This window comes from Pseudomonas reactans (genome assembly GCF_013387025.1).
Classification (GTDB): Bacteria; Pseudomonadota; Gammaproteobacteria; order Pseudomonadales; family Pseudomonadaceae; genus Aquipseudomonas; species Aquipseudomonas reactans.
In genome coordinates this window covers 216,467-229,395 of the sequence record NZ_JACAQP010000036.1, presented here as the reverse complement: position 1 = coordinate 229,395, position 12,929 = coordinate 216,467, and the positions used below count along the sequence as shown (strand labels likewise).

At 65.3% G+C, this 12,929-nt stretch carries 12 protein-coding genes; 8 read left to right on the top strand and 4 right to left on the bottom strand.

Features of this window, described 5'->3' with window-relative positions:
* The first annotated feature begins 7 nt into the window (after positions 1 to 7).
* The 7 genes from HX793_RS26490 to HX793_RS26460 all read left to right on the top strand — a co-directional run bounded on the left by HX793_RS26490 (position 8) and on the right by HX793_RS26460 (position 6,290).
* On the top strand, positions 8 to 772 hold the full coding sequence (locus HX793_RS26490) for a DsbA family protein (RefSeq protein WP_028690954.1): 765 nt from the start codon (positions 8 to 10) through the stop codon (positions 770 to 772).
* A 178-nt stretch (positions 773 to 950) separates the two neighbouring features.
* Positions 951 to 1,445: a RadC family protein gene (gene radC, locus HX793_RS26485; RefSeq protein ID WP_023103898.1), complete on the top strand. Its 495-nt coding sequence runs from the start codon at positions 951 to 953 to the stop codon at positions 1,443 to 1,445.
* Between the two features lie 161 nt (positions 1,446 to 1,606).
* Positions 1,607 to 2,053 carry a TIGR03757 family integrating conjugative element protein gene (locus HX793_RS26480; protein ID WP_017514119.1) on the top strand — a complete coding sequence of 149 codons (447 nt, stop codon included), beginning with the start codon at positions 1,607 to 1,609 and terminating at the stop codon, positions 2,051 to 2,053.
* Positions 2,050 to 2,997: a TIGR03756 family integrating conjugative element protein gene (locus HX793_RS26475; protein WP_023103897.1), complete on the top strand. Its 948-nt coding sequence runs from the start codon at positions 2,050 to 2,052 to the stop codon at positions 2,995 to 2,997. Before HX793_RS26480 ends, HX793_RS26475 begins: the two co-directional genes overlap by 4 nt.
* Positions 2,998 to 3,024: 27 nt before the next feature.
* Positions 3,025 to 4,401, top strand: a complete 1,377-nt coding sequence (locus tag HX793_RS26470; RefSeq protein ID WP_425301414.1) for an integrating conjugative element protein — start codon at positions 3,025 to 3,027, stop codon at positions 4,399 to 4,401.
* A complete protein-coding gene (locus HX793_RS26465) occupies positions 4,398 to 4,754 on the top strand; it encodes a hypothetical protein (RefSeq protein ID WP_017516006.1) in 357 nt (118 codons plus the stop codon). Before HX793_RS26470 ends, HX793_RS26465 begins: the two co-directional genes overlap by 4 nt.
* A 15-nt stretch (positions 4,755 to 4,769) precedes the next feature.
* Complete coding sequence (locus HX793_RS26460) at positions 4,770 to 6,290, top strand: conjugal transfer protein TraG N-terminal domain-containing protein (protein ID WP_028698647.1); 1,521 nt, start codon at positions 4,770 to 4,772, stop codon at positions 6,288 to 6,290.
* A gap of 11 nt (positions 6,291 to 6,301) precedes the next feature.
* On the opposite strand, the gene HX793_RS26455 is transcribed toward HX793_RS26460, so the two are convergent.
* From HX793_RS26455 to HX793_RS26445, 3 genes are all read right to left on the bottom strand, one after another.
* Positions 6,302 to 6,667, bottom strand: coding sequence for a DUF3742 family protein (locus HX793_RS26455; RefSeq protein WP_028690953.1), 366 nt, complete (start codon positions 6,665 to 6,667; stop codon positions 6,302 to 6,304).
* A gap of 84 nt (positions 6,668 to 6,751) precedes the next feature.
* Positions 6,752 to 7,384: an RES family NAD+ phosphorylase gene (locus HX793_RS26450; protein ID WP_028690952.1), complete on the bottom strand. Its 633-nt coding sequence runs from the start codon at positions 7,382 to 7,384 to the stop codon at positions 6,752 to 6,754.
* A 12-nt stretch (positions 7,385 to 7,396) separates the two neighbouring features.
* The gene (locus HX793_RS26445; protein ID WP_023657212.1) at positions 7,397 to 8,023 is read right to left on the bottom strand and encodes a hypothetical protein; all 627 of its coding nucleotides are present in this window, start codon (positions 8,021 to 8,023) and stop codon (positions 7,397 to 7,399) included.
* Between the two features lie 319 nt (positions 8,024 to 8,342).
* Between HX793_RS26445 and mobH the strand changes: the two genes are divergently transcribed.
* Positions 8,343 to 10,187 carry a MobH family relaxase gene (gene mobH, locus HX793_RS26440; protein ID WP_028690951.1) on the top strand — a complete coding sequence of 615 codons (1,845 nt, stop codon included), beginning with the start codon at positions 8,343 to 8,345 and terminating at the stop codon, positions 10,185 to 10,187.
* Positions 10,188 to 10,267: 80 nt separating this feature from the next.
* Here mobH and HX793_RS26435 read toward each other — a convergent pair whose 3' ends face one another.
* Positions 10,268 to 12,919, bottom strand: coding sequence for an excinuclease ABC subunit UvrA (locus HX793_RS26435; protein WP_028690950.1), 2,652 nt, complete (start codon positions 12,917 to 12,919; stop codon positions 10,268 to 10,270).
* Positions 12,920 to 12,929: the final 10 nt, after the last annotated feature.

The window sequence follows — 12,929 nt, the reverse complement described above, 5'->3', positions numbered from 1 at the left end:
GAACGCCATGGAACAGAAACGTCCTTCCATTCCGATGCAGGTCCAGGCGTTCCGCCGCCGCAACGGGCGGCCCCGCTGGCCCTGGGCATTGGCTGCTGTGCTGGTCGCGCTGCTGCTGATCTGGCTTGTGTCAAGGTCGCCCGGCGAATCCCCGCCGCAGCCGCCCACGCCGGTCAGCATGGCACCGGTGGCCGGGCCGCCCTGGCTAATGGGCAACCCCAAAGGCCGTTTCACGCTGACGCTCTATGCCGACCTGGAGTGCCCGTTCTGCCGGGAGTATTTCCCGCAGCTCAAGCGGTGGATCGGCAACAACACCGACGTGGCGCTGCAATGGCACCACCAGCCGCTGGCCGAGCACGAGCCGGCCGCGTCAGCCGAGGCACGCCTAGTGGAATGCGCTGCCGAAGCAGGTGGGCATGTCGCGTTCTGGCAGGCGATCGAATGGGTCTATGCCCACACGCGCAGCGGCGGCCAGGGCTTGCCCGATGGCTTGCGGTACCCCGAATCGACGCCAGCCAGCGAGCAGTGCATGGCAAGCGAAAGGCCCAGTGCGGCTATCCGCGCCCAGGCTGCGGAAGCCACCAAGAGCGGCGTAACCGCCACGCCGTCGCTGCGCCTGCTCGATCGCCAAACGGGCCAGGCCATCCTGCTGCAGGGGCCGATCGAGGGCGATGCCTTGCTGTCAGCCATGGACATGCTGGCGGCTGAGGGTCCGACCAGCACACCCACATCCGAAATGCCTGCCGACGTCGTCGGCGACATGCCCAGGTAGCCCCGGTCTTCAAGGCTACGGCGCAGTCCTCTGCGCTGACCGCGACTCGTTCGCCTTGCATCCTGGCCGCGAACGGTCACCGCAATCGCGGTGATGGATGCATCTTTTCATTCTCATCCCCAGGAGGGCTTGCCCTCGGGGGCGCGCGCCCTCCGATCTCACCGTCTGGAGGTTCGCCATGTCTTTCGCCATCAATGACTCCTGTGTGGAGTCGCTTTCCGCCGTAGCTGCCCAGCACGAAGACTGGATCATCCAGCAGGCCATCGTGCTGCTGGAAAAACGGATCTTCAAAGCTGGACCATGCCTCAGCCAGCCGGCCGCCGTGCGGGACTATCTGCGCGTGAAACTGGTCGCTGAACCCAACGAGATATTCGCCGCTGTGTTCCTGGATAGCATGCACCAGGTGCTGGCCTACGAGCCATTGTTCAGGGGCACGATCAACTCGACTTCTGTTTATCCACGTGTCGTCGTACAGCGTGTGCTGGAGTTGAACGCCGCCGCGGTGATCTTCGCGCACCAGCACCCCTCGGGCATCTCCGAGCCGTCGAGCGCGGATCGTGTGCTGACCCAGCAACTGCAGGCCGCGCTGGCGCTCATCGATGTACGGGTACTGGATCACATCATCGTAGGCCAAGGTTCCCCGTTCTCCTTTGCGGAGTCAGGCCTGCTGTAACGGTCGCATTGCTTCATTGATCCTCGCGGAGGCTTCGGCCTCCGTTTTTTTATGGCCCGGGACAAGCAGGTATGCGGGCAGCCCGCGATGCGCATTGTTTGTTGGGGTGGCATCGGGTTCGCGTTTGACTATGGCCCTGATCAACTTTCGGGGCACGCGACATGCCGGCATCCTTTTCCACGTTCGCGTCGGGCTGGCGAACCCTTGGTCTCGTCGTGGCGCTGCCGGCGTCCCTGGCCGTGTTCAGCCCCGTCACCTTCGCAGCCGACGTACTGGTCGTCACCGACAGCCACCACCCGGTCAAGACCATGGGCGGCGAGCGGCTGATCGAGCTGGACGAAGCCCGCCGGATTGAAGCGGAGCTTTCTGCGGAACTGCCCGCCGCCCCCGAACAGGCGGCGGCCACCGTCAAGCGTCGGCTGAACCAAGGCGGCGCCGACCTACAGCGCCGCATCGCTTCCGCATACCAGGGCGTCACCGACGCATGGAGCCTGGGCATCACCAGCATCCCGGCTGTCGTGGTGGATCAGCGCTACGTGGTCTATGGCGAGCCGGATGTGGCCCGCGCTGTCGCGCGCATCGAGCAGCGTCGGAGGACCCAGCCATGACGAGGCCATTCGACCTTATGCGCCGCATGCGGGCTGGCGTGGCTTCCTTGCTGCTGCTCAGCGCCACGGGTAGCTACGCCTTGAACACCACCGCCATCGTTGCCTCGGTGGCCTCGCCCGATTGCTTGGAGTACCGGGTGGTGGGTATCTGCTACTGGCTCTACTGCACCTGGGGAGGCTGCACGGTGCGCACCTCTGTCAAGGTGCGCCACTACATCCCCGATGCGGTCGTCTCCAGCTACAGCAACACGGGCGAGAACCCGTGGGTCGAAGTCCGGGCGATGAGTACGGCCAACCCGTCCGCCCAAGCGGGCGGCGATGGAACGACGAACGAGGATCACGAAAACAATCTCGCGAAATTCAAGAACGCCGACGTGATCGGCCATCCCGGCGTCGAGGTGTTCAACCAGTTTGTTTCGTCCTCGGGCTACTTCTGCGAGGGCGCGGGAACGGCATTCATGCCGTATCTGCTCAGCACCTTGGACACGCTTGCCTGGCGCTACAACGTGCCCGAGATGGCCTACCCGGAGGCATTGATTCCCGGCATGCGCGAGGTCGGCGCACGCACCACGATGAACCTTTGGGGCAACGTGTATCCCCGCGGCGGCTTCCTGCACCAGACCGACGACCACAAATCGGGAGCCGTGGTGGCCCAGCGTGCGGGCGATGTCGTCACGCGCCGCGGGCAGTTGCACGTGTACCAGCCGCTGCTTGCCAATGCCCGCGATGGCTACTGGCCCGCCAGCGCGCTGATGGAGGGTGATGCCTCGACTGGCAAGTGGCAGGAACTCACGCCCGTCCTGTCCTCGTCCTGCACGGTTTTCCCACGCACCGGCTTCCTGACTCAGGCCCAGCAAGGCGACTACGCCTGGGCGCTGTGGCGGCCGTATGCCTGCTGCGAACGCCGTGGACAGGTGTTCCTTGGCAGCGTTGATTTCCTTTGAGGTGCCGCGATGAAGCGTTCCGACTCTATGCAGTTCTCCCCACCGGCTCGTGGCAAGAGGATCTGTTTGGCGCTTACCGGCGCGTTGGTTCTGGCAAGCGGCGTGGCCTGGGGCCAACTGGGCTACCAGACCAGCGGCAACGTCATCGGCGATGACGTCATGTACTCCATCGGCGGCGGCAGCGCCGTTTCGATGGGCCGCGCAGCCGGCATGCGCTCGCTCGGCGTGGGTGTCGGCTGGAACAGCAATCTGATCTGCGGCGACATGAGCATCCAGACCACGTTGAAGAATCAACTCAACGGTGTCACCAATGGCTTTCAGCAGATCATGTCCTCGGTGATCCAGAGTGCTACGAGTGCTGTGGCGTCCCTGCCGGCGTTGATCATCCAGCGTGCAGATCCAGGCCTCTACAACCTGCTCACCAACGGCGTTCTGCAAGCGCGGCTGGATTTCGACCGCTCGAAGCTGACGTGCCGCGCCATGGCCGAAAAGATGGCCGAAACGGCTGGCGGCCAACTCGGCTGGAGCCAGATGGCAGAGGGGTTGGCGCTGCGTGACGCTGTTTCGAGCACGGATGCCGTCTCGGCCATCGAGCAGGCCGAGACGCGCCGTGGCAACGATGGCGTGCCCTGGGTCGGGGGAAGCAATGCCGGCGGCTCCGGTCAGCCCGCGATCAAGGTGGTCGGTGACGTCACCCGCGCGGGCTACAACCTGGTCAATGGCCGCGGGGTGACCGACACGTCGGCAATCGCTCCGGCCAGTTGCACGAGCCTGTCGTGCCAAACCTGGACCACGCCGCAGGCGGCCATCGAGTGGGCAACACGGGTGCTCGGCGAGAAGGAGCAGCGCACCTGCGACGCCTGCACCAAGACGGAGACGGTGCCCGGCGTCGGGCTGACGCCCCTGATCCAGGAGGAGTACGACGCCAAGCTGCAGGCGCTCCAGGACCTGGTCTCCAAGGCGAAGAACACGACGCCCGAAAACCTGCGGGAGGCCGGCAGCGCGTCGCTGCCCATCACGCGCGGCGTGGTCGAGGCACTGCGCGACGAACCGGACCAGCACCTGCTGTCGCAGCGCCTGGCGTCCGAGGTTGCGCTGGCGTCGGTGCTGGAGAAGGCGCTACTGCTGCAACGCACGCTGCTGACCGGCAAGAAGGAGCCCAACGTGGCGGCCAACCAGCTCGCCGTGGAGGCGGTGAACCACGAGAGCGACACGCTCGATCGCGAGATTCGCAACCTCAAGACCGAGCTGGAGCTGCGCCGGGAGCTGGCGAACAACTCGCCCATGGCGATCATCCAGCGCCACGGCACGCGCGCGGCGGGCTCGCGTGGCATCTACGAAGGCGATCCGGTGCCTGACCGCCTCGATCAGTTGCAGAAGGGCAATCCGGGAGGCCGGCCATGAGCCTGATGCGTGCGGCCTGGCTGCGCCCGCGCTGGCTGTTCAACCGGCGCGCAGCGAAGGCGCTGCTGTGGACGATGGTACTCGCGGCCGTCGCCGTGGGTGCCAACATCGTTGGCATCTACCTCGTCGGAAGTGTCGCGGGCTGGGAGCGTTGGCTGGCGGCAGCAGCGGGCTACTTCCTGGTCTGGCGGCTGTGCCTGTATGGCGCGACGGCCTACGGCTGGGTCTGGATGCGTCGCCGGCTGCTTGCGCGTGAGGACGACGCGCAAGCGCGGCGCCGCCTGGTACGCAGCGAGATCGCCGGCGTCGTTGCCATCGTGGCGCTTGAAGCCAGCCTGTTGATGCAGGGCTGAGGGGAGGTCCGAGCCATGACGCTTTTCACAACCGACTACCTGGAGTACTACCTGACCTTGGTGTCCTGGATCGTCAACAACGGCATCTGGGCGGTACTGGTATCCAGCGGGGTATTCGCACTGCCCTTCGTGGCGATCATCGTGCAGGAATGGCTTAAGGCCCGTGCGGAAGGTGCCGACGAAGGCAACAAGGGCGTGCTCTCGGCCGCACGCATCGAGAACCGGGTGTTCGTCGCCATCGTGGTGGTGATGTTCGCCGGCATCCCCTTCATCGACGTGGACCTCAACACAATTCAGTACGACAGCTCGCGCTCGGCCCAGTGCCAGGTCAACGTGCCGCAGCCCACGGATACCGGCTGGTCCCAGTCCTTCAGCACCATCAACAACCAGAGTGCCAAGGTGCCGGTCTGGTGGGCCTTCATGCACGCGCTCTCGCGCGCCGTCACCAGCGCCTCGGTGGCGGCAATCCCGTGCGGGACAGACCTGCGACAGATGCGCATGGAGATCGACGCTACCCGCATCAATGACCCGGTTCTGGCTCAGGAAGTGGCCGATTTCACACACGACTGCTACGGACCTGCACGCGCTAAATTGTTCATGGCGCGGCCGGAGCTGGACGACGCTCAAATGAACGACGTGACCTGGATCGGTTCGAGGTTTTTCACGGATACCGGCGGCTACTACGACAGCTACCGTTCCAGCACGGCGCGCGAGTCATGGCCCTATGACGACACCCGCGACGCAGGGCTTGCGCAGGTGGCCAGTGGCGGCGGCTACCCGACCTGCAGGCAGTGGTGGGCCGATGGCAGCAACGGCCTGCGGGCACGGCTGCTGGGCCAGGTGGACCCCAGCCTGTTGAATCGCTTGGCGGGCTGGGCCGGGTTCCTGAGCCGTACCGAGGTGGACGATTCGGTGGTCCGTACCATCGCGTCACCGCGACAGCAGAAGCTCAACCAGGGTTCGGTCTATACCGACTACGGCGGCCAGATCGACAAGACCCTGCCGAACATCGTGACGCGGGCCACGGGGGATGTAGGAATGGCGGTCGGGGCACTTGCCGCATTTCCCGCCATGGACGTGGTGCGCCAGGCGCTGCCCATGGTGCTTGCCTTGCTCAAGATGGCACTGGTCATCTGCATCCCGCTCGTACTGGTCGTCGGAACCTATGACCTGAAGACGGTCGTCACCGTCAGCGTCGTGCAATTCGCGCTGTTCTTCACCGATTTCTGGTTCCAACTCGCACGCTGGATCGACAGCACCATCCTCGATGCGCTCTATGGGTGGGGCTTCGGCTGGAACCGGCCACACACTAACTTCGATCCGCTGGTGGGGTTGAACAATGCCTTTGGCGACCTGCTCCTGATGTTCGTCATGGGCACGATGTTCCTGGTCTTGCCGGGCTTTTGGCTTGCGAGCCTTACCTGGGTTGGGATTCGGGCCGGGCACGTCATCCAGGGGCTTTCAGATGGCAGCAAGAGCGCCGGCCAAGCAGGCGGTAAGGGCGCTGGGGCCCTTACCGGAGGTAAGCTGAAGTAGCGCGGTGCCGATCAGTCGTCGGTGTACAACTCGTGCGACGTATCGTTGTACAGATTGGGATCGTAGCCGGGTGTCTTGCGCAGTTCGGTGAGGTCGGTGAACGGCCACTCGTCTTCTTCCGATGTATTGGCAGCCGCCGCCCATCCCGCCACCACGACTCCCAGCAACACGAGTGCGAACCAGAAGGCGGCGTAGAGCAGCGCGCCCAGCACAGCCAGCTTGACCACCCACAGCAGCACTGTGGCACCAACCGAAGGCACCCCTTTGGCCACCAACCAATTCGATACCCGCCGTTCGCCACGCGCATAGACGCGCCATCCGCGGCCAAAGGTACGGCCGAGGCGTTCTGCGGTACTGGTGCGGGTCGTCGTGTTCATGGTCGTCTCCTGCTACTGAGGAATGCCTATTCCTGTTTGCTCCACTTCATTCCGTTTCGGGCTTCAATGTGTTTTCTTGCTGCTTCAGGACGCTTCGTCATCCGGTTCCACCGGGCCGGGGTCGGGCTCCACGCCGATGCGGTAGGTGGCAACGAAACGCGGCCAGTCCACATGGTCAACCAGGTCGATGTCCTCGACAACGCTGACCTTCGTTCCCGCACGCTCGAACAGGGCGATGCTCGCGGCGGGATAGTTGTTGCGCGACGGATAGAGCACCCCGTCGAACAGCGGCTGGCCGTCGTCGCCGACCATCGCATGCACCTGAGCGGACACCTGCTGCGTGTGCGTGTAGTCGCGGCTCGCCAACTGCTCCAGATTCAGGCCGAAGTAGCCCGCCATGACGCCCGGCGCCGTGAGGTCGGCCAGGAGCACGTCGTCCAGCACGCCCACGGCGCGGACCATCCGGGCGTGGACCTCCTTCAGGGCGATGGAGCGCTTCGTGTCTTCAAGCCACTGGTGCTTGTGAAACACCGACTCCATCAGCGCCGTGGGCAGGTCGCGCCCCAGGTAGAGCACGCCGTAGGCCCCCGCCGGGTCATCGTAGCGATTCGTGCTGCTGCGACCATAGTACAGCGGGCTGCCCCGATAGACGACGCGGCTCACATGCTGGAGCAGTTCACCGGCATCGATCAGGAACGAAGGCAGCTCGTGGCTCATGGCGATCTCGCTTCAATGCACCTGGACGCCCAGCACGTTGAACACGGCCTCGGCCACGTCATCGATCGTGCCATGCGTCACCGCATCCACCGGCGAGCGCCCACCCAAGCCTTCGAGCGGTTCGGACAGTGCGCGGTAGATCGTCCAGTGATCGATACCCTCGACCTCCTGAAGCACGGTTTGGGTCAACTGCTGTTTCACCGGGTCGAGCTGCCAGTCGGGCAGCTTCTGACCGCGCGGCCCCACGTTCAGCGCCAGCAGCCGACGCGCGAGGATGTCCTTGTAGATCTGCTGGCGCGACTTGTCCGCCAGCTTGGCGAACTCCGCGGGCGGCAGGTTGTGCGGCTGGTTGAAGGTTTCCAGCAGCACGGCGCGGCCTCGCTGGACGTCGGTTTCATTCGGTGCCCAGCGCGTGTCGGCGCGCAGCGCGGCCGCCTTGCGTGCAAGGGCCTGCCCAACGGTCTCCCCCTCCAAGTTGGCGGGCAGTGTCACCGCTTCCACACGCTCGTGGACGAACGCCTGCAACTCGGCCGCGAAAGCCGTGGCATCCCGGATTTCGACGGTATCCGCGAAGCGGCGTACATCTTCCACCGTGACGCGCGGCAGACGGTCGGCAATGAATTCAATGGCAGTGGGCATGGTCATCTCCCGAGTAGGTTTGGGACAGGATTCACTCTAGTCGCCTTTGTCGCGTCTGTCAACTTAGTCGCCTGAGTGAGAACAACCTACCTGGCGGAAGCAGCGTTCCCACAGCATAGGCAGAGGCCAGCGCCGGGTCGCCGTCCAATGCATTCGAGCGGGTTCCACATTGACGCTGGAGCCGCAACCCAGGCCTCGCTATACCGAAACGGTTAAAGGCCAAAGGGCCGAAATGGCAAGGGAATGGGGTGCAAGGGGAAAGGCCCTACCTCGAAAAGGCCAAAAGGCCTCCCGGTCGGCCCGTCATCAGGACACCCACATGCTTTCCCTGTTCCAGCGAAAACGGCCCCCGGTCGCTGCCGCACCGACGCCACCACCCGTCACCGCCCTCCCGAAAGGGCTGCTGCGTCCTGAGTCGGCCGCATCGCTGCTGGCCACCCCACGCCGGCAGAAGCTGCTGGAGCACATCTGGCAGCGTACCTCGCTCTCGCGTAGGCAATTCGCCACCCTGTATCGCACGCCCCTGGAACGCTATGCCGAACTGGTCCAGGCCTTCCCGGCCTCCGAGGCGCATCACCATGCCTACCCGGGCGGCATGCTCGACCACGGCCTGGAGATCGTCGCCTACAGCCTGAAACTGCGGCAGTCCCATCTGCTGCCCATCGGTGCCAGTCCCGAAGACCAGGCGGCCCAGTCCGAAGCCTGGACCGCCGCCGTTGCCTATGCTGCGCTGCTCCACGATATTGGCAAGATCGCCGTCGATCTACACGTCGAACTGGCCGACGGCAGTACTTGGCATCCGTGGCATGGCCCGCTGCACCAGGCGTACCGATTTCGCTACCGTGACGACCGCGAATACCGCCTGCACAGCGCCGCAACAGGCTTGCTCTATCGCCAACTGCTCGACCGCCACGTCCTGGACTGGCTCAGCGACTATCCGGCTCTCTGGGCACCGCTGCTCTATGTGCTGGCCGGTCAGTACGAACATGCCGGTGTACTGGGGGAACTCGTCGTGCAAGCAGACCGGGCGTCGGTGGCCCAGGAGCTGGGCGGCGATCCGGCGCGCGCCATGGCCGCGCCCAAGCACGCACTGCAACGCAAGCTGCTGGACGGGTTGCGCTACCTGCTCAAGGAACAGTTGAAGCTGAACCAGCCGGAAGCCTCCGATGGCTGGCTCACCGAGGATGGTTTGTGGCTGGTGAGCAAGACGGTTTCGGACAAACTGCGCGCACACCTCCTGTCTCAGGGGATCGATGGCATTCCTGCGAACAACACCGCCGTGTTCAATGTGCTGCAGGACCACGGCATGCTGCAGCCCACACCGGACGGCAAGGCGGTCTGGCGCGCGACCGTGACCAGCACGACCGGCTGGTCCCATTCGTTCACCCTGTTGCGTCTCGCTCCCGCGCTGATCTGGGAGTCTGGCGAGCGACCAGCACCTTTCGCGGGCACGGTAGAGATCGACGCGACGCCCGCGGAAAACGACGCCAGCATGTCGGCTCCCGCGCCTACCGTCTCGGTGAACCCAGCGCAGGGAGGTCAAGAGCCTCCGATTTGGGAGGGCGACAGCACCACCATCGTTTCACCGCCCGCAGCCCAGCCCGTGCCCGACGTCATGGAGGATTTGCTCGCGATGGTGGGCTTGGGTGAGTCGGCCGGCGTTGGCCAGGATGCCGAGGAGTTCCTCCACACCCCCGCGCCAGCAACAGCCGCGACGTCCATTCCATCGCCTGCACCTGCACCCGCGCCTACGCCTGGGTCATCGGCAACGAAGCCATCCGGGGAACAGTTCATGGTTTGGCTGAAGCAGGGAATCGCCTCACGACGGCTCATCATCAACGACGCGAAGGCACTCGTGCATACGGTGAATGACACGGCCTACCTGGTCAGCCCGGGTGTGTTCCAACGCTATGCGCAGGAGCATCCCGAAGTGGCCGCACTCGCCAAGCAGGAGAGTCAACAGGATTGGCAGTGGGTGCAGAAGCGCTTCGAGAAGCTGCAGCTACATCGAAAGCAGCCCAATGGCCTGAACATTTGGACCTGTGAAGTCACGGGCCCGAGGAAGTCCCGCCGACTGCATGGCTACCTCCTCGAAGATGGGTCCTTGGCACTCGCCGAAATACCGCCCAACAATCCCTATCTTGCTCTGACTCAGGAAGGATGACGCGATTCGGGCATTGATCGCCACCGTCGTGTGGCGACGATCAATGCCCCGCGAAAACTGGCAACATTTGGCGAACTGAGCTACTCGGCCCGCGCCAACTCCTGTGCAAGGAACGGAGCGGTTCTGCTGCCAGACGTTCGGGCCACCTGCTGAGGGGAGCCCGCCACCACGATGCTGCCGCCGGCAGCGCCTGCACCAGGCCCCACGTCGATCACCCAATCGGCCTGGGCCACCGCGCGCATATCGTGTTCGATCATCACTACGGTATTGCCGGCATCGACCAGGCGCTGCAACTGCACCAGCAGCCGGTCGGCGTCCGACGCATGCAGCCCGGTAGTCGGCTCGTCGAGCACGTACAGGCTTCGGCCGCGCTGGCTGCGCTGAAGCTCGGTCGCCAGCTTGATACGCTGCGCCTCGCCACCGGAAAGCTCGGTGGCCGGTTGCCCCAGGCGCAGGTAGCCCAGTCCGATATCGCGCAGCAGTTGCAGTGGCCTTGCCACAGCGTCTTCACCCGCGAAGAATTCGCTGGCTTCGTCCACGGTCATCTGCAGCACCTCGGCGATGTTGCGCCCGTTCCATTGCACCTTCAGCGTGGCCTCGTTGTAGCGTGCGCCATGGCACGTCGGGCACGGCGCGTACACGCTGGGCATGAACAGCAGTTCCACGCTGACGAAGCCCTCGCCCTCGCAGGTCTCGCAGCGCCCCTTGGCGACGTTGAACGAGAACCGTCCGGCATCGTAGCGGCGGCGTCGCGCATCGGGCGTGGCAGCGAACAGCTTGCGCACATGGTCGAACAGGCCCGTGTAGGTGGCTAGGTTCGACCGCGGCGTGCGCCCGATCGGTTTCTGGTCCACCTGCACCAGACGCTGTACGGCGTCCACGTCGCCCGCCAGATGGCCGCCGGTCGCTTCGATCACTGCCGGCCCTTCGCTGGTGGCGCTTTCGGCTACATCGTCTTCCGGCTCGTGGCCCAGGTGCAGCAGCACCAGCTCCGGCAGGGCCTGCGCGACGAGGCTGGACTTGCCCGAGCCGGAGATGCCGGTGACGGCCGTCAGCACGCCCAGCGGAATGCGTGCGTCCACGCCATGCAGGTTGTGGCGGTGGACGCCCTGCAGCTCCAGCCAGCCGATCGCTTCGCGTGCCCGGCTCCCCGGCGCGGGGATCTCGTCGAACAGGTAACGGGCGGTGCGCGATTCGGCAATCTTGCGCAGGCCATCCGGCTCGCCACTGTAGAGCACGCGGCCGCCACGCTCCCCGGCATCCGGCCCGACATCCACTAGCCATTGCGCGCGGCGCATCAGTTCCAGGTCGTGCTCCACCACGAACACCGAGTTGCCTGCGTCGCGCAGCCGATCGAGTGCGTCGTACAGGGCCTGGCTGTCGGAGGGGTGCAGCCCCGCCGAGGGCTCGTCGAGCACGTACACGACGCCGAACAGCAGGGAACTCAATTGCGTAGCCAGCCGCAGGCGTTGCAACTCGCCAGCCGAAAGCGTCGGCGTGGCCCGGTCCAGCGTCAGGTAGCCCAAGCCCAGCCCGCGCAGTTGGCGCAGGCGTGCCATCACGCCACCGGCCAGGCGCTGCGCGGCGAGGCGCTTTTCTTCCGACAGCGCGGAGGTGCGGCGCACGTCGGGCGATACCGCGTGTACGGCACGACCGGAGGCCGCGCGTTGGGCACGGTCGCGCCGGGTCGCTTCCTTGTCCGTAGCCGCCCCCGCTGCATGGGCGCGGAAATCACCCTGGGCAATGGGTTCGAGCAAGGCCGCCAACTGGTCCAGCGGCATCTGCATGAACGCGCCGATGTCCACGCCGGCGAAGGTGACCGACAACGCCTCGGGCTTGAGCCGCTTGCCGTGGCAGGTGGGGCACGGCTTGCCCTCCATGAACCGGGACACGCGCTTTCTCATCAGCGCGCTCTGGGTGTTGGCAAAGGTGTGCAGCACATACCGGCGAGCACCGGTGAAGGTGCCCATGTAGCTCGGCTCCATCTTGCGCTTGAGCGCGGCGCGGGTCTCGGCGGGCGTGAAGCCGGCGTACACCGGCACCGTCGGTGTTTCCTCGGTGAACAGAATCCAGTCGCGATCCTTCTTCGGCAGGTCCTTCCACGGTCGGTCAACGTCGTAGCCCATGCTGACCAGGATGTCGCGCAGGTTCTGGCCTTGCCAGGCGGGGGGCCAGGAGGCGATCGCCCGCTCGCGGATGCTCAGGGAGGGATCGGGCACCATGATGGCCTCGGTCACCTCGTACACATGGCCCAGGCCGTGGCAGGTCGGGCACGCTCCCTGCGGCGTGTTGGGCGAAAAATCCTCGGCGTACAGCATCGGCTGGTTGGCTGGGTAGGCGCCGGCGCGCGAATACATCATCCGCACCAGGCTGGACAGGGTGGTCACACTGCCCACGGAGGAACGCGCGTTGCTGGAGCCACGCTGCTGCTGCAGCGCCACCGCCGGCGGGAGGCCGTCGATCGCATCGACGTCGGGCACGCCGGCCTGGTCGATCAATCGCCGCGCATAGGGGGCCACCGACTCGAAGTAACGTCGCTGAGCCTCGGCATAGATGGTGCCGAAGGCCAGCGAGGACTTCCCGGAGCCGGAGACTCCCGAGAACACCACGAGCGCGTTACGCGGGATGGAAACGTCCACCTCTTTGAGGTTGTTCTCGCGCGCCCCGCGCACCTGCACGAGGCCGCTGGCCGCAGCGGTACAAGAGGATTCACCGAAAGAATTGTTTGGCATGTTCTTATCC